This window comes from Pseudaminobacter sp. Soil_N_29 (assembly GCF_057656055.1).
Genome location: NZ_JBDGLC010000009.1, coordinates 72,568 through 88,151, shown reverse-complemented (window position 1 = coordinate 88,151; position 15,584 = coordinate 72,568). Strand labels below are relative to the sequence as shown.

Annotated in this window: 23 protein-coding genes and 1 tRNA gene; 14 read left to right on the top strand and 10 right to left on the bottom strand. The window is 59.6% G+C overall.

Annotation, left to right across the window (positions count from 1 at the left end; genetic code table 11):
* Positions 1 to 10 precede the first annotated feature (10 nt).
* Both AC3A4H_RS19550 and AC3A4H_RS19545 read left to right on the top strand, forming a co-directional pair.
* Positions 11 to 670 (top strand): DNA-3-methyladenine glycosylase family protein, encoded by a 660-nt coding sequence (locus AC3A4H_RS19550; RefSeq protein WP_487768203.1) that lies wholly within the window; start codon positions 11 to 13, stop codon positions 668 to 670.
* Between the two features lie 109 nt (positions 671 to 779).
* Positions 780 to 1,337, top strand: coding sequence for an HNH endonuclease (locus tag AC3A4H_RS19545; protein WP_348780393.1), 558 nt, complete (start codon positions 780 to 782; stop codon positions 1,335 to 1,337).
* Positions 1,338 to 1,382: 45 nt separating this feature from the next.
* Here AC3A4H_RS19545 and AC3A4H_RS19540 read toward each other — a convergent pair whose 3' ends face one another.
* Positions 1,383 to 1,898: a disulfide bond formation protein B gene (locus AC3A4H_RS19540; protein WP_487768202.1), complete on the bottom strand. Its 516-nt coding sequence runs from the start codon at positions 1,896 to 1,898 to the stop codon at positions 1,383 to 1,385.
* A gap of 38 nt (positions 1,899 to 1,936) precedes the next feature.
* Complete coding sequence (locus AC3A4H_RS19535) at positions 1,937 to 2,524, bottom strand: YqaA family protein (protein ID WP_487768201.1); 588 nt, start codon at positions 2,522 to 2,524, stop codon at positions 1,937 to 1,939.
* A gap of 143 nt (positions 2,525 to 2,667) precedes the next feature.
* Here AC3A4H_RS19535 and AC3A4H_RS19530 point away from each other — a divergent pair.
* Positions 2,668 to 2,752: transfer RNA gene (locus AC3A4H_RS19530), tRNA-Leu, on the top strand.
* Between the two features lie 29 nt (positions 2,753 to 2,781).
* Here the strand turns inward: AC3A4H_RS19530 and AC3A4H_RS19525 are convergent.
* From AC3A4H_RS19525 to AC3A4H_RS19495, 7 genes are all read right to left on the bottom strand, one after another.
* Positions 2,782 to 3,912 carry a tyrosine-type recombinase/integrase gene (locus AC3A4H_RS19525; RefSeq protein ID WP_487768328.1) on the bottom strand — a complete coding sequence of 377 codons (1,131 nt, stop codon included), beginning with the start codon at positions 3,910 to 3,912 and terminating at the stop codon, positions 2,782 to 2,784.
* 345 nt (positions 3,913 to 4,257) lie between these two features.
* Positions 4,258 to 4,461 carry a hypothetical protein gene (locus AC3A4H_RS19520; RefSeq protein WP_487768200.1) on the bottom strand — a complete coding sequence of 68 codons (204 nt, stop codon included), beginning with the start codon at positions 4,459 to 4,461 and terminating at the stop codon, positions 4,258 to 4,260.
* A complete protein-coding gene (locus AC3A4H_RS19515) occupies positions 4,458 to 4,706 on the bottom strand; it encodes a hypothetical protein (protein WP_487768199.1) in 249 nt (82 codons plus the stop codon). Before AC3A4H_RS19515 ends, AC3A4H_RS19520 begins: the two co-directional genes overlap by 4 nt.
* A complete protein-coding gene (locus AC3A4H_RS19510) occupies positions 4,703 to 4,981 on the bottom strand; it encodes a hypothetical protein (RefSeq protein ID WP_487768198.1) in 279 nt (92 codons plus the stop codon). The genes AC3A4H_RS19515 and AC3A4H_RS19510 overlap by 4 nt, the downstream gene beginning before the upstream one ends.
* On the bottom strand, positions 4,974 to 5,159 hold the full coding sequence (locus tag AC3A4H_RS19505) for a hypothetical protein (RefSeq protein ID WP_487768197.1): 186 nt from the start codon (positions 5,157 to 5,159) through the stop codon (positions 4,974 to 4,976). Before AC3A4H_RS19505 ends, AC3A4H_RS19510 begins: the two co-directional genes overlap by 8 nt.
* Complete coding sequence (locus AC3A4H_RS19500) at positions 5,156 to 5,470, bottom strand: hypothetical protein (RefSeq protein WP_487768196.1); 315 nt, start codon at positions 5,468 to 5,470, stop codon at positions 5,156 to 5,158. Before AC3A4H_RS19500 ends, AC3A4H_RS19505 begins: the two co-directional genes overlap by 4 nt.
* Before the next feature lie 57 nt (positions 5,471 to 5,527).
* A complete protein-coding gene (locus tag AC3A4H_RS19495) occupies positions 5,528 to 6,256 on the bottom strand; it encodes a Rha family transcriptional regulator (RefSeq protein ID WP_487768195.1) in 729 nt (242 codons plus the stop codon).
* A gap of 370 nt (positions 6,257 to 6,626) precedes the next feature.
* Here AC3A4H_RS19495 and AC3A4H_RS19490 point away from each other — a divergent pair, with 370 nt between their 5' ends.
* Positions 6,627 to 7,172, top strand: coding sequence for a hypothetical protein (locus AC3A4H_RS19490; protein ID WP_487768194.1), 546 nt, complete (start codon positions 6,627 to 6,629; stop codon positions 7,170 to 7,172).
* Between the two features lie 270 nt (positions 7,173 to 7,442).
* Here the strand turns inward: AC3A4H_RS19490 and AC3A4H_RS19485 are convergent, their stop codons facing one another.
* Positions 7,443 to 8,021 carry a LexA family protein gene (locus tag AC3A4H_RS19485; protein ID WP_487768193.1) on the bottom strand — a complete coding sequence of 193 codons (579 nt, stop codon included), beginning with the start codon at positions 8,019 to 8,021 and terminating at the stop codon, positions 7,443 to 7,445.
* A gap of 92 nt (positions 8,022 to 8,113) precedes the next feature.
* On the opposite strand from AC3A4H_RS19485, the gene AC3A4H_RS19480 reads away from it, so the two are divergent.
* The 10 genes from AC3A4H_RS19480 to AC3A4H_RS19435 all read left to right on the top strand — a co-directional run bounded on the left by AC3A4H_RS19480 (position 8,114) and on the right by AC3A4H_RS19435 (position 15,431).
* On the top strand, positions 8,114 to 8,338 hold the full coding sequence (locus AC3A4H_RS19480) for a helix-turn-helix domain-containing protein (RefSeq protein WP_487768192.1): 225 nt from the start codon (positions 8,114 to 8,116) through the stop codon (positions 8,336 to 8,338).
* Positions 8,335 to 9,195, top strand: a complete 861-nt coding sequence (locus tag AC3A4H_RS19475; RefSeq protein WP_487768191.1) for a hypothetical protein — start codon at positions 8,335 to 8,337, stop codon at positions 9,193 to 9,195. The genes AC3A4H_RS19480 and AC3A4H_RS19475 overlap by 4 nt, the downstream gene beginning before the upstream one ends.
* The gene (locus AC3A4H_RS19470) at positions 9,188 to 9,532 is read left to right on the top strand and encodes a hypothetical protein (protein WP_487768190.1); all 345 of its coding nucleotides are present in this window, start codon (positions 9,188 to 9,190) and stop codon (positions 9,530 to 9,532) included. Before AC3A4H_RS19475 ends, AC3A4H_RS19470 begins: the two co-directional genes overlap by 8 nt.
* On the top strand, positions 9,529 to 11,112 hold the full coding sequence (locus tag AC3A4H_RS19465; protein WP_487768189.1) for a DEAD/DEAH box helicase: 1,584 nt from the start codon (positions 9,529 to 9,531) through the stop codon (positions 11,110 to 11,112). Before AC3A4H_RS19470 ends, AC3A4H_RS19465 begins: the two co-directional genes overlap by 4 nt.
* Positions 11,109 to 12,023: a primase/helicase family protein gene (locus tag AC3A4H_RS19460; protein WP_487768188.1), complete on the top strand. Its 915-nt coding sequence runs from the start codon at positions 11,109 to 11,111 to the stop codon at positions 12,021 to 12,023. The genes AC3A4H_RS19465 and AC3A4H_RS19460 overlap by 4 nt, the downstream gene beginning before the upstream one ends.
* The gene (locus tag AC3A4H_RS19455; RefSeq protein ID WP_487768187.1) at positions 12,020 to 12,592 is read left to right on the top strand and encodes a hypothetical protein; all 573 of its coding nucleotides are present in this window, start codon (positions 12,020 to 12,022) and stop codon (positions 12,590 to 12,592) included. The genes AC3A4H_RS19460 and AC3A4H_RS19455 overlap by 4 nt, the downstream gene beginning before the upstream one ends.
* Positions 12,589 to 13,239 (top strand): hypothetical protein, encoded by a 651-nt coding sequence (locus AC3A4H_RS19450; RefSeq protein ID WP_487768186.1) that lies wholly within the window; start codon positions 12,589 to 12,591, stop codon positions 13,237 to 13,239. Before AC3A4H_RS19455 ends, AC3A4H_RS19450 begins: the two co-directional genes overlap by 4 nt.
* Positions 13,240 to 13,706: 467 nt before the next feature.
* Positions 13,707 to 13,964, top strand: a complete 258-nt coding sequence (locus AC3A4H_RS19445) for an HNH endonuclease (RefSeq protein WP_487768185.1) — start codon at positions 13,707 to 13,709, stop codon at positions 13,962 to 13,964.
* Between the two features lie 214 nt (positions 13,965 to 14,178).
* A complete protein-coding gene (locus AC3A4H_RS19440) occupies positions 14,179 to 14,958 on the top strand; it encodes a hypothetical protein (RefSeq protein ID WP_487768184.1) in 780 nt (259 codons plus the stop codon).
* A complete protein-coding gene (locus AC3A4H_RS19435; RefSeq protein ID WP_487768183.1) occupies positions 14,955 to 15,431 on the top strand; it encodes a hypothetical protein in 477 nt (158 codons plus the stop codon). Before AC3A4H_RS19440 ends, AC3A4H_RS19435 begins: the two co-directional genes overlap by 4 nt.
* Positions 15,432 to 15,584: the final 153 nt, after the last annotated feature.

Genomic DNA, 15,584 nt, shown 5'->3' with positions numbered 1-15,584 from the left:
GACAAGACGCATGCGCCGCATCAGATCGCTTGACGACATCTCCGAAGGGCTCTCCGTGCTCTGCGCCATCGACCCGCGGCTGAACGGCGTGCGCGCGCTGGCGGGCGAGGTGCCGTTGCGCCTGTCCGAACCGGGCTTCGTCAGCCTGGCATCGATCATCGTCTCGCAGCAGGTGTCTCGCGCCAGCGCCGACGCCATCTTCGGGCGTCTGGTCACACTGCTTTCGCCGCTCACGCCGCAGGCGCTGCTCGGCGCGGGGGAGGCGGTGTTTCGCGAGGCCGGCCTTTCGCGCCCCAAGGTGCGCACGCTGCTGGCCGTGGCTCAGGCGGTCGAGGACGGGCTCGACCTGAACCATCTGTGCGAACTCGATGCCGCCGAGGCGATCGGGCACATGACGGCCGTGCCAGGGATCGGGCCGTGGACTGCCGAAGTCTACCTTCTGTTCGCGGCCGGCCACCCGGATATCTTCCCGGCGCGCGACGTGGCGTTGCAGACGGCGGTGGGCCAGGCGCTGGGGCTCGACCCCCGCCCGGGCGAGAAGGTTCTGGCCGGGCTGGCCGAATCATGGGCCCCCTGGCGCGGGGTCGCGGCGCGCCTCTTCTGGTCATATTATCGTGAAATCAGGGGCCGCGAGGGGGCTCCACCGTCGAAAATGCCAAAAAAAGCCTGAAATCGATGATTTTTGGAAGCCCGCGACAACAGCGAAACGCTTCACATCACTGTCACGTCGCGCTTACAGTATCTATGCCGAAAGGTTCATAGGACAAGGAGGTGAGTCAGTGACGGTCACCGTATCTCCGGATGGCCTGCCTGCACTGGTGCTGAACGCGGATTATCGCCCGCTCAGCTATTACCCCCTGTCGCTCTGGTCGTGGCAGGACGCCATCAAGGCCGTGTTCCTCGACCGGGTGAACATCGTTGCAGAATACGACCAGGAAGTTTCCTCGCCCTCGTTCTCGATGCGGCTGCCCAGCGTCATCTGCCTGAAGAACTACGTGAAGCCCTCGCGCCACCCGGCATTCACGCGCTTCAACGTGTTCCTGCGCGACCGCTTCGAGTGCCAGTATTGCGGCGCGTCGGACGAACTCACCTTCGACCATGTCGTTCCGCGCCATCGCGGCGGGGCCACCACCTGGGAAAACGTCGTGGCTGCCTGCTCGCCCTGCAACCTTAGAAAGGGTGGGATGATGCCGGCGCAGGCCAAGATGTGGCCCAAGCAGACGCCCTACCAGCCCACGGTGCACGATCTGCACAACAATGGCCGGCTGTTTCCGCCGAACTATCTGCACGAAAGCTGGCTCGACTATCTTTACTGGGACGTCGAACTGGAGCCGTGAGGCGCGCGCTTCTGCCGGCTCTTGCGGCCGCCGCCGCTTCCAGAACTAGGGTTTGCCGACAGCGCCGCGGAAGGCGATGATTGCCAGAACCAGGCCGGCAATGGCGTTCCATCCGGCCATGGAGAGGCCGAGGATGCGCAGGGCGGCCTTTTCGCAGGAGGGCGGCATTGCCGTGTTGAGCGCATCGAGGATGCCACCGCCGCCCGTGTCCACCGGCGTGGAGACGGCGCCGCAATCGGTCGGCCCGGGCCACCAGCCCCATTCGACGCCGGAGTGAAACACCCCGAGGTAGAGACCATAGGCCATCAGCAGCCCGCCGATCAGCAGCAGGCCCCGCGTCACCGCCGCCGGCCAGTTGAGGCTCGACGACAAGGCGGCGACCGCCATCAGCGGAATGCCGGCGTAATAGGGGGTGCGCTGTTCCAGGCAGAGCTTGCAGGGAATGTAGCCGCCGAGATGCTCGAAGCCCAGCGCGGTGCCCACCACGGCGGCCATGGCGACGAGCAGCATGATCGCGGTGACGGTCTGGACGCTGCTGGTGGGTTGGGTAAGGCTGGACATGATCCGATTATCCGATGCGCCTCGGGCGTTGGGGGCGGTCAAAGCACGTATCTCGCGGCGAGGTATAGCACGATGAGGGCGCCTGCGCCCGCGCCGGCGAGCAGGCCCAGCCGCTCCTCGACGAAGTTGCGGATCGGCTCGCCATAGCTGCGCAGCAGCCAGGCCAGGAAGAAGAAGCGGGCGCCGCGGGCGACGATCGCGGAAGCCACGAACAGCCCCAGGTCCACATGGATGACGCCGGCGAGAATGGTCACCACCTTGATCGGCGGCAGATGCGTGGCGCCCGAGGTCAGCAGCAACAGCAGGATGAAGCCGGCGCCGGACGAAGCCTTCAGCGCCTCGAACTGGTCGAGCTTGCCGTAGAACTCCAGCACCGGCTTGGCGATGCTTTCATAGGCGTGATAGCCGATGTACCAGCCGGCGATGCCGCCCAGCACCGACGCCACTGTGGCCACCAGCGCGTAGCGATAGGCGCGGTTGGGCCGCGACAATGCCATCGGCAGATAGAGAACGTCGGCCGGAATCAGGAAGACGGAGCTTTCCACGAAGGCGATGAAGGCGAGCCACCATTCGGCGGATTTGCGTGCCGCCAGCGACAGGGTCCAGTCGTAAAGTCTGCGAAGCATGGAGGGTTCCGTTGATGGGCCGGTACTGTCTAGAGAGAATTCCGAGGCTTAACAATGGCGTTGCGCAACGAATTCGATAACTGGGCAGTTGACGGCGACAGGCCGGACCGTATAGTCCGCAACCGTCCGCCCGCAAGGGCAGGGCCCCCTTGGCGGAATTGGTAGACGCGCCTGACTCAAAATCAGGTTCCGAGAGGAGTGCTGGTTCGATCCCGGCAGGGGGCACCACCGCCGACAAACGTCATTGATTTTATTATTTAATTTCCGATTTTTGTCCCACTTTTCTCCACCTCAAAATCGAGTGGGACAATTTCGTCCATTTTTTGTTCTGGGATGAGTTTGTACGCGGCACCTGCGGCAATGCGTTTCCGGCTGGCGCTTTTGGTGTAGTGGGTGGTCTGGGCCTTCGTCGTCCAACCGAAGATCGCCATCAATTCTTCGTCCGTCGCGCCGTTCTCAGCTGCGATTGTCGCTCCGGCCTTTCGGAGGCCGTGAGTTGAGCATTCTGGTAGTTCTGCCTCATCGCACCACTGGCGCATCTTGTTCCCGAGGCCGTTGACCGTGAACGGCTTGCCGAGCTCCGTCACCAGGAACGTGAGGTCTCCTGTAGGGCAAGTCTCCAGCGTCTTTTTCAGCGGCGCCAGAATTGGTAATTCGACGACAACGCCGGAAGATTTCTTCGTCTTCCCCGGCCGAATCGTTAGCCACCCGTCCTTGACGTGTTGTCTGCCGACAATGGCGAGATCGGAGAGGCGCAACCCGGTAAACATCGCGAGGTGAAGAGCAAGCCGCGCTTTCGATCCTTCGGGGTGCCGCTCCTCATACTGTTTGACTTCCTCGATCGTCCAAGCATGGAAGCCATCGCCAGAGTGCAGGCGCTTGATGCCGGCTGCCGGGTTGATCTTTGCGAGGTCACTTTCAACCGCCCACCCGAACATTGCCGATATCGTCTTCACGACATCGTTCTGTGCGCCTGGCGTGGATCTAATCTCATCGCGGATTTCGAGAACGTGCTTCCGCTCCATTAATGCGAAGGGCAGGGCGCCACGCTTTTTGCCCTTGTGCTTGCTGTTGCAGATTTCATCCAGAATGCGAGACCGCCGCCCGTTGACCGCTAGAGCCAGTTTTGAGAGGGCGCGCACCTTGTACTGCTGCACCAGCCACTGGAACGTACCTTCTGGGGCAGGGCCCTTCGGAAGGTCTTTGCACTCGTTGGCTGGCTTATAGGCGATCCCCAAGCGCGCGCAGGAAACCTCTTCTTCGAATTCCTTGGTTCCAGGTTTTTCGCGCAACCGTACTTTCTTCCGGCCGGCGGCGCGAAAGTAGTAGCGTGGATTGCGGTATCGGTCGCGATCGACCGACACGCCCTTTGGTAGCTTGATCGGCATCAATCCCAAGGATTGCCTCCCGGGGACCCGGCGTCAACAGGTTCCGACCGGTGTGGTAAAGCCCGGAACGCGGAAACAACCTCCTCCACGTCCCAGACCAGTCTGCCGGCGATCACGCGCGGCTCCGGCATTCGTCGCTCGTGAACCAGGCGGTCGAACAGAGATGCGCTGATCCCGACCAACGTTGCCGCCTGTTCTCGGTTGATGCCGATCGGCGGTAACGAGACGGGGAGGCCGCTTGACGCTCGTTTCACATCGCCCTCCACACCATCCCGACCCAGACGCCGGCAATGCCGACGCCCAGGATCGAAGCGAGCAAGACGAACTCGATGGGGCGAATGCGCGTCACGATGCGCCTCCGTTCTCCATCACGCGGCACACGTGGCGCAGCCGGTTGGTGGTGCCGTTCAGCGCCTCGCGCACATCGACGAGGTAATCGTCCGCCATGTCCGTCGTATTGCCCAGGGCTAGCCAGATCGTCGAAAGCTCGTCCTTGATCTGGTGAAGCTGGTCGATGGCCGAGACATGCGGTTTCGTCTGCGGGCTCATTGCGACACCTCCTTGGCGGCAAGACCTTCGTGGCTTTCTAGGGCGCCTTGAACCGGCTCGAGAAGGTCGGCAGCGAGTTGCAAGGCGAACTGAGCGTTCTCCGCGATTTGCGGGATTTCATCCTCTCTGCTGTTCTGGATCGACCACGCCGCCGCCTCACAAAGCTGGATAATGGCGCGAGCCTGGATGGCGCACTTCACGATATCGTCGGCCGACATATCGCGTTGGGGGACGAAGCGGCTCATTGCTGCTGCCCTCCCGTCATGCTCGCCGGTTTGGTACTCCGCTCCTTCGCCAGCCGGTCGCCGGAGTTTTCCATGTCCTTGAGCAGCTTGCTCCCCAGTGAGCTGGCGATCCACATCAGGCTGGAAAGGTCCTGGGCAGCGCCGCGACATGCCGGGGACGCGCTCGCCGGAAGGCAGCCGACACCATCCATGGCCATCTCGGCAGTGACGCCGAGCAAAGCGACGAGGTGGCGAAGATCGGATTCGATGTTTTCGAAGTTGGGGCGGTCAATCATGGCGGTCGCCTCTCATCATGCCGATGCCTTGCTGCAGCACTTCGATCGCTTCGAACAGGAGCCTGTCGAGTGCGGCGCTTTCCGTTTCATCTTCGAGGGCTCTCGCCGCCATGGCCGCGGCCTGGAACAACCACTTCGCGCGGTTGAGCTGGTCAATGGTGTCGAGGTGCTTGCTCATGCTGCTGCCCGCCCATCGAGTGCGGCATCGAACCGCTTTTTTAATGCATTTGCCCGGCGGACGACATCGCTCCAGGCGAAGGAGCACATGTCCATGTGCTGCCGGCCGATGACGATGTGCAATGCGTCGCCATAGGGTTCCGGTCTGAACTCATCATCGAGCATGTCCACCATGATCCGAACCATGTTCACGAGGTCGTGAAGATCACCCTCGATCTCATGCATACCCTCGATGACCTTTGGTTCTCTGGCCTTCCCCGTGTTTTTTGGCATAGCTTCAGCGTTCGCCCGTGTGGCGTCGATCATGTTCATGGGAAATCTCTCAAAATGGATTGGAGGGTGCGCGACCCAGAAGCCGCGCCGGCTCGACTAGGCGGCTTCCCCGTCGGTTGCGGGAATGTCCAACGCGTATGCCTCCCGCCAAACATGGGCGTGGTAGGCTTTCACCGTGCCGTAGTTGGCATCGAAAACGTCGATGGAGGCGATGCCCATTTCGGCCGACGTGCTTTTGAGCAAGCGCCAAGAGAACTGTTGTCCGTGGTAGAGCATCTCCATGCGCTTGACGGTCGCATACTGGCGAGAGCGGTCGAGTTCGATCTGCAACCGGCCGACCTTTTTGACAGCCTGGCTGGCGGTGTTCATTGCTGTCGCCTCGCGGCGCGATCCGATTTCGGCTTTCGTCAGTTCGGCTAGCCGTCTGGCCTCGACCTGATCAGCCCAAGCGCGAGCAGCGGCTACCGGATCGGAAAAGTTGGGTATCGCCAAAGAACTCCCCGCGACAATCCCTTCCAGTTCACGCAAGCGCGCAAGCACCTTGCGGCGCAACGGGGCGCTGTATCCCAGAAGCAGCGTTTCAGTCAGATCGCGATTAAGGCTGAACTCGGTTTGCTCTCGGTTCATGCTGTCGAAATAGATGTGTCCAAACTTGGACGCATCTTCGTCGAGCTCGTTCAGCATCTTTTCGATGTCACGCTTGACGTGCTGATGCTGCTTGCCGGTCAGTTCGGCAATCTCGCGGCTGGACATTGTGATCGAGACGTTCCCGATCCGTGCCGGTAGAAATTCCGGCGCACTGGTGCTATGTGTCTGCTTGTCCATCAAAACCTCCAACGGTCTGGACATTTCGGGGAACCGTCTTGCAGGACGGTTTTCAGTTTCGAACGGCGATCTGCTTGGGTTGCAGCCCTATGCGATCGCCGTTTTCGTTTCAGCTTCTAGACCTTTCCGGATCAGATCCCGCATAGCCGCCGCCTTCGAGCCGATATGACGCGAGAAGCGATATGCCTGGATTTCCTTTTCCTCCTCTATCGTCAGCATCACGACGACACGAATGTCCCGCGTACCACTAACGGATAGTTCATTATTTCAATGTTTGTAATGTTTACCATGTTTGCCATTCTTGAGTTTGTTCCTCCGATGTGTCAATACCTATTGTAAAGTTGTGCAAGTTTATCCAGTGGAGAGAAAAATGGCGGGAGATGACGACAAGGAGCTGAAGGACCAGCGGGTCGTCACGATGATGACGCCATCTGAGCTTGAGACGATTGATGACTGGATGTTTCGAAATCGCATCCGTTCACGCGGTGAGGCGATAAGGCGGCTTTGCCAGATAGCCATCGCTGTCGATAGGCGCCTACCCGATATGTTTAAGGAGCATATGGCAGATACCTGGAGAGCGAGGGAGACGCGCAACGCGGCCATCCAGCTGCGCAACGATCCTGATGCGACGACGCTAGATCTCGAAAAAGCTACGGCAGAATCTGATCTTGCTGCTAATGAAGCGTCATTGCGCTCGATGATGCTCCTCAGCGGCCTCATGGTACTGCTCCAGGCAGCAAAGCATCCATCTGCTACGGACGAGTCGATAATGATGCTTGACGAACTGCAGAAATTCTTTGACGAAGTCAACTTTTCCGATGTCAAGCAGGCTCCTGCAATGACTAATCTTCTCAATGCAGTCAGCGGCGACAAGGAAGCGCTGGCCTGGCTGCGTGAAAGAACGTGGAAGAAGTAACCGGTCCGAGTAAACGTGCGCCGATTTCGCGCTGCATCAGAAACCCAACCCGACCGCAGAACGGCTCCAGGACGGTCCGCCTTGGGGTCGCCCTGCGGCGTTTGCCATTGGTGATTGGTAGCGAGGTCCACTGTCGACTCCGTGTTCGGAGTCCCAAAATATCCATTTACGGAATTATGGCAAGCTTCACCTATCCCCGTTCGGATAAATTGTTAGCTTGACCTCGCTGGCAATTTACGGCACGCGCACGATTATCCGTTTATTGCGCTGTTACATCCTGATCTGCGACATACCAACTCGACCCACGATTGTCGGCTCATTGTCGGGGAAAATCGGCTCATGCGTCGGGTTGGTTGAAACGGGTTCAAACCGCATGGGATTCGGCCGGAACCGCTTGTAGGTCGCATTCCCCTCGCCGTCGTCGATCACGTAGCAGGCATTTGCGACAAGCTGCTTGTCCTTCCTGTTCACGAATATGACGCTGTCGGGCGGAGAAATGCGGTCCATGGAATCCCCCCGAACCGTCAGAGCAAACCAGTCTCCCTGCGGCAGATCGCACACCGCGATGGTCCCGATGGCCTCTTGGGCGATGTCGTCACGCGTCATGCCACCTGCGCTGATCCATGTAATCAGCGGCACCTCGATTACTTCGCCTACGCCAACCTGCGGGCTGAGGAAATGCGCGCGGTACAGATCGCGGATGGCATCCCTGTGTTGACCGCGAGGCTCCGCAGCCCTCTGGCTCCATCGATTGATTGTCGATTGCGATACCCCCAACTGCGCGGCAAGGCGCACCTGGGTCCAGGCCGCGTCGGAGAGAAGACGGTTAAGGCGATCGAAGATGTCCATCTCTGCATGATATCCAAACCCGGATAATTTTCTACACCCACTTACGGATAGGGTTAATTGACGGATTATCCATTCACGGATAGTCTGGGCGCATGACACCGATCCAGTTCATCCGAAAGAACGTCTTTCAAGCGAAGCAAATTGAGTTCGCCGCCATCGCTGGCGTCGGGCAAGCGACTGTATCTCGATGGGAGAATGGCGGCGCACCGTCCCAGGCTGAGATGACCGCCATCCGCAACGAAGCCATAAAACGCGGCCTGCCGTGGCAAGATAGCTATTTCTTTGACGCCCCTGCCGCAGTCGGGGCGCGGACATGATCAAGCTGCAATCTCTAGAGACGAGCGAGGATGATCGTCTTGCGCACTGTGAACGCGTAATCGAACGCGGGTTCACAGTATTTGTAGAAGTCGGCCAGGCGCTTGCAGAAATCAGAGACGCCAAGCTCTATCGCGCCTCGCACAAGACGTTCGAGGAATACTGCAAGGCACGATGGGATATCGGCCGGTCGCGGGCGTATGAGTTGATCGATCAGGCGAAGGTCAGCACGGCGCTCGCGGATGCCGGCGTGAATTTGTCCGGCGCGCCGGACATTTCCGCCCGAGATGCACGCGTCCTGAAAGAAGACCTTCCGGCGGCGGCAGAGGAGATCAAAGCACGCGTCGACCAAGGCGCGAAAGTCGAAGATGCGACGAAAGCCGTCGCCGCCTCTCGTCAAGCTGAGAAGGTTGCGCAGAAGGAAGAAGTCGCCCGCCGGCAGGAAGAAGTCCGCGCGAAGCTATCTCCAGAGGTGCAGGCGCAGCAGCAGGCGAAGGCCGACGCCGTTGCGGCTCAAAAGCTGCGCCCGCCGACGCAAGCCGAGTTCGACGCGCTCCAGGAGGAAAACGAAGAATTGCGCGAGGCCAACGCGGCGCTGGAGGCCGACATTGCGCGGCTGACCGCCGAGAACAAGACATATAGCGAGATGCGCGTCCAGTTTGAGCAGGGCGGCTTCGACAACGTCATCGCCGGCAAGGACGAGGAAATCCGCGTTCTTCAGACCCGTCTCTTTCGGGAAAGTGAAGACAAGGCCTCGTGGATGCGTTCGGCCAAATACTGGCAGGAAGAGGCAAAGAAGCTCGGCTTTTCGCGAAACCTTGAGATCGACGTCGAGACTGGCGAGGTCATCAATGGCTGAGCCCGGCAAGATACTCGCCAAGGTCCGCGGACACGGCGCCAACATCATGCTCGACGGGCAGAAGCTCGTGATCGTCAACCGCGAGAAATTACCCGCTGGCGCGCTCGATTTTATCAAGCTGCACGCCAGGCAGATCGCGGCCTTCCTGGAAAGCGAGGCCGATTTCGAAGAGCGGGCGGCAATCATCGAATTTGATGGCGGACTGCCTCGTCAGGCCGCGGAAGACCTCGCGGGCATCCTCCTCGCTCGCCCGCCGAATGACTGCGATCCGGCAGATTGGAATTGGTTCGTCGGCAAGGCGGCCGACATCATTGATGCACGACGGAGGGCGGCGTGACCCTGTTTGCCCCGGCGCGTCGCGATATCGAGTTGCGCGACTATCAGGTTGTGTCGGTTGAAAAGCTGCGTGCTGGCATGCGCGAGGGTTTGCGGCGCCTGATCCTGGTCGCGCCGACGGCGTTCGGCAAGACGGAATGCGCGGCGTGGATCATCCAGCAGAGCATGGATAAGGGCGCGCGCGCCTGGTTCATCGTCGACCGGGTGACGCTGATCAACCAGACCAGCAGGCGCTTTGCCCAATACGGCATCGACCACGGTGTCATTCAGGCGCAGCATCCGCTCACCGACCCGTCGAAGCAGATCCAGATTGCGAGCGCCCAGACGATCGCGCGGCGAAGCTTCGACGATCTCCCCGATCTGATCGTCGTCGACGAAGCGCATTGCCAATATGAGGCGGTGCTGGCGCTGATCGAGCGCGCCCGGAGATCGAAGGTAATCGGCCTCACCGCAACGCCTTTCTCGGCCGGCATGGCCGAGCATTGGGACGGCATCGTCAACGGTGCGACCGTCAACCAGCTGCTCGCCCAGAAATTCCTCACACCGCTCAAGATTAAGGCCTGCGTGACGCCCGACATGAAGGGCGCCAAGAAAAAGTTCACCGGGGAGTACGACGAGGAGGATGCCGGCCAGCGTGGCGTCACCATCATCGGCGACGTCGTGCAGACGTGGGTTGAGCAGACCCGCAAATTCTTCGGTGGTCCGGTCAAGACGATTGTGTTCTCACCATCGGTGCGGCACGGCGAGGAACTGTGCCGCCAGTTTGCCGATGCCGGGTTCAACTTCCAGCAGATTTCCTACCTCGACGCGTCCGACGATGACCGGCAAGCCAAAATCGACGAGTTCAGCAAGCCGGACAGCGCCATTGACGGGCTTGTTTCCTGCGCGGTGCTGACCAAGGGCTTCGACGTTCCCGACGTGATGTGCGGCATTTCCTGCCGGCCTTACGCCAAGTCGTTTTCCTCGCACATTCAGGAAATGGGCCGGGTCATGCGGATCGCGCCGGGCAAGGAGTTTGGCCTATGGCTCGACCATTCCGGCAACTGCATCTCGTTCGCCGATGACACGGCATGGCTCTACGAGCATGGCGTCGACAGCCTGTCCGACGCGCAGAAGAAGGACAGCGAGGCGCGCGAGCCCGCAGAGCGCATCAAGGTGAAGCATTTCTGCGGCGATTGCGGCCTCCAACTCGAGCCCGCCGCCATGTCCTGCCAGGCCTGCGGATGGGAAAGGCCAAAGCGCGGCGAAATCCAGACCGTCGAAGGCGAATTGATCGACTTCGAGGTCAGCATCAAGGCGGCATTCCAGCCTCGGCAGGGTCTCCGCGCCGACTGCCTTAAAGACCCTCGATCGATCTGGAATGCGGCTCTGGCCTATACCTTCGCCAGCAGCCGCCACGGTGAGGAGCGTGCCCGCAAGTGGGCCTACGGCATATGGGCCGGCATCTATCCGGGCAGCAAGCTTCCCTACGGCCTTTATGACGCCAGCTGCAATTCGCATGCCGTCACGCCGGAAGAATGGAGCCTGATCGAACGTGAGGTGAAGCGCTTCCGCAAGAGCAATTCGCGGAGGGCGGCATGAACCTCCACCAAGCCATAGAGCAGGCATGCCGCGAGGTTGGCATATACCCGCCGAAAATGGCCGCGTTTGGCAGGTGGGTGAAGACAGACACGCTCGCCGGCAAGAACGGCAAGGGCGATGGGCGATTGATCGTCCAGGAGCACTTTGTCACCGCGTGGAACTGGCAGACCGGCTTGAAGTCGACCGTGAGCCTGCGGGACGGATTGTCGGCAAAGGAGCAGCGATCAGTTTCGCAGAGCGTCGCCCGGTCGAAGGCCAAAGCCGAGAAGGACGCGGCGCGCGCCGCTGCTATGGCCGAGGCCTTGATCACGGCGTCGGTATTGTCGACGCATCCCTACCTCGCCGCCAAGGGGTTCCGTGACGAGCGGGCGATGGTCGTGAGGGCCGAGAACGTGCGCGATGTGGTCGGTGACTACATTGTCCCGGCTGGCGCCAGGAGCGCCGTTCTGATCCCCGCTCGCCACGCCGGTAAAATCACCAGTGCGCAGCTCATATGGGAAGACGGAACCAAGAAGTTCCTGTTCGGCGGCGAGATTGGCGGCGCCAGCCATCGCATCGCTACCGGCGCCTACACATGGCTTTGCGAAGGCTATGCGACCGGTCTTTCGCTTCGCGCGGCGTTGAAGGGGCTTGGCATGCAATCCACGATCCTGTGCTGCTTCTCGGCTTCGAACATTGTCGCCGTAGCGCGGCAGGTCCGTGGCCGGGCGTTCTTGGCGGCCGACAACGACAAGCCGCTGGATCAGTTCGGCGGCATCGGCGCCGGCGAATATTACGCGAAGCAGACCGGCTTGCCCTTCGCAATGCCGCCGGTCGTCAAGATGGATTTCAACGACATGCACCAAGCGGAAAGCATCTTCGCCGTGCAGCGTGTCCTTACGTCGGTCATGGCGGGGAGACGCGCGGCATGAAGAAGGAACTCGATAAATCAAAGGCGTCTTACAAGCTTGACCTGATCGAGACTGCCAATGTTGACCCTGTGATAAGGCCGGCGGATTTCAAGCTTCTCGCCGCCTACGTCGCTGTGATGGACTGGCCCTCCTGTCATGCCGAACTGGCCATGACCTTGGCCTTGGCAAAGACAGGGCTCAGCGATCGACAGATTGAGAAAAGCAGGTCGCGCCTGCTTGGCAGGAATGCGGAAGGCCGAGCCTATCTGAGCCCTGTTCGGAGAACCAGCAACTCCGCAAAATACATGCTCATCAACCCGTGGCGAGACGAGGCGCGCGAGCGCACCATTGCCATGCTGATCTATCACCAAGAGGTCGAGAAGCAGAAAAAAGCGAAAAAGCGAGCTTCCGCGTCCCCGAATTCTGTTCGGGGACAAAATGGCCCTGTCCCCGAATTTTGTTCGGTCGTGTCCCCGAATTCTGTTCGGGTAAGTACCCCTCTGAGTACCCCAAGTAAGAAAGAGGGCCGTGAGGAAGATGTCATCGGCTCAAACGTGGTGCCCTTCAAAGGCCGGAGGAAGGCGTCATGAACATATCCAACAGCACACCACGCAAGCCCGGCACCCGCGTAGACGGCGACAAGAGGCGCGACCTGGACCCACAGCGCGTGGCAGAGCGAATGGCCGGACTGATCGACCACGCGCCTACGCCCGAGCAAGCTGCATCCCGCCGCCAGGCGCTGGAGAAGCGAGAGCGGGCTGACCGGAAGGCTGCGGCACTCGGACATGATGGCGCCCGGCTATCGCGCGTGAATGTCAAACTGTCGTCCAATCGCGCAAGCCATCAGACCATGCGGAGCAGGCCGGGCACTTTCGAATGGCGGTATGGTCGCAACAAGCAGGATGCGCTTTTCCATGCGGGGAGCCACCTTGCCATTTTGTGGGAGCGCGCCGGCATGACCATCGCCAGCTCGGCCAACTTCCTGCGCGGGGTCACTTCCGGCTACGCCACCGGCCTTGCCGATAGTCGCGCGCAAGCCATCGATCGGCTTGACGGCTTCCGGCAGGCCATGGGCCAGAGGCCGGCAGAACGCCTGATCGACTATTGCGTTCTGGGCATGACCACAGCGGAGATCGCACGGAAGGACGGGGCCAAAGAGCGGGATATGGCGCCCGTGCTGCACCAGCATCTTCGGGACTGCGCCCGCTTCTTCAACCTCTTGGCGAAAGGCGGGTGATTTCGGACCCGAAACGAATTGACATTCAACGCGAAACCCCTTAGAAGATCGGTAGTTTCGCACAGCTGCGACCGGACCCGCCCCAGTCAGGCGGGTTTTTCATTTCCAGTTTCATAAGGTTAGCGCAGTTCATACCCGCAAGGTTGCGTTCGAACCCGCGCCGCGCTCAGGTAATGCGTTCGAAGTTGTCTAGAAGCAGGCGCGCAACGGCCCTCTGTCTGTCGCCGACGCAAGTGCAGAGGAACCAGCGCTCCCCCATGGCATCGCAATAGGTATTGCCGACACAGATCTCAAACTTGAGCAATAGCCCCTCCAAGTCGGGACGTTTGCTTGCGGGAACTATGTAGTATTCGGTGTTGCCCATGCCCTCTAAGCCACCACGCATTAGCTCGGCCGGTCAAGAGTACAAGCATCTCTACCGCTCTAAGGACTGGCATGGCCCGCGCGGGTTAAGGCAACAGGCGCTATTGCGAGACAACTACACCTGCCGGCGCTGCGGCTGCCTTCTGGTCACCGGCAACCGGCATCATCCGCGCGCCGCGGTGGTCAACCACATCAAGCCACACAAGGGCGACCCGGAACTGTTCTTCGACCTGGAGAACACCGAGAGCGTCTGCAAGGCCGACCACGACACGCTGATCCAGCGCGAGGAAGCCAGAGGCTACACCATCGGCTCAGGCTTAGACGGGCGGCCAGTGGATCCAAGGCATCCGTGGAACCGATAGTTCCGGACAATCGGTGGTGATCTGGCACTCTGATTGATGCGCCGATTGCAATTGAAGGTTTCTACGCTGGATCAACAAGAAAAACCGCAGGTTGACTCGACTCTCCAGACTTCTCCCGCTTTCATTCTGCGGGAATTCTGGGAGAGGCGCCTTGGAAAAGACTTTTACTTTTAGATTTTACGACATTTCGCGATCAAAGGCGTCAATACCTCCGATGGTAGACATCCTCCGCCAGGTCCACGGCATTGCGGACAAGGCCAAGCGCGAGGTGCTTCTCTCGAGTGATTACATCGTCCGGTTAGAGAATCTGGAAGATGACGGGGCGGACGCGGTCGTTGGTGAGTTGTTGCGCTGCCAGAAAACAAATTTGCCTGCCGAGATCGCAGGCAGCGCGAGGAAAACCCTATCGGCCGAGCGGTTGGGTCACAGTGTAGTTTTTCGACTAAACCACAGAACCGGTGCCTTTGGCATTCAGCACGATGTCAGGATCGTGTCGCCAGGTCGTGTCCTAGACTACGTCGCCGCCTTCAACCCTGCCGCAATTTATTCTATGACACCAAAAGTGAATGCTGAGGCTTGGAAGAAGTTCAACGCTGGCCAAACCAGAAAGCTCTCGATCAGGATCGCTAACCCAGAAAGCATGGACGATCTCAGCGGCAGCGGAAAGGCCGCAAGCATGGGGATACGCTCAATGGCTGAGGCTTACGATGCCCCCTCTATATCCTTGGAAATCTCCATGGGGCATCACAAGGGCTTCTTGTCGCAAGCAGTTAGCGGGCTAGCGACTCAATTGGTCAACATGGTCTCGCCGAGTGCCCGCCTGGACAAACTGTCGGCGGTCACAATTGTTGGCGACGAACGGGAAGAGATCGATCTGATTGAGGATCGCATTGTTTCCAGAGATACATTGCAAATCCACGATCGCGATCCCGAAGTGAATTGGAAGGTGAAGAGAGACTATCTCTGCGCTGAAATGAAGAAGATAACGGGATGATCGATTTCATTGAGAAACGTGGACCGATGCTGATCGCGTTGGTGACGGTGTCTCTTCTTTTCTATTTCAGAGAGTGGATGGTCGCCAGGGCAGTTGCAAAAGACGTTGATTTTGGAAACCTATATTCTGCAGTCTTAAACTGGTCTGCCATTCAAACAGGTTTCCTTTTCGGAATTTTCGGGTTCGTTGCAGGCAAAAATGACGGCTTCATCGCAGCTGTCCGCAACACAATCGAGATGCGTCAATTCTCAAGATACATGAGAACCGCGATGGCTCTTGGTTTTGGCGTGACGCTTGGGTCAATCCCGCTGATGGTCGTAAATTTTAGCATCGTACCTGACTCAATGACACGGTATCTGATCTTTTGCGGGTGGGCATTCATCTCCATTTGGTCATTTTTATCTTTTGGGCGCGTGGCATACGTGTTCGGGATACTGGTCCGGCCAAAAGATAAGGAGCGCTTCCCGGGATAGCCATTGCTATGCAGGGTGCTTCGGCCTCCCCTTTCTATTGATGTGCGGGACGGCCACACAGCCAATGGCCGGCCGGTCGATCCGCAACCAACGGAACCGGTGAGAAGCATGGCCCGCAGCGCAGGCAAAAATTACAATCGACGGTAACGAGTT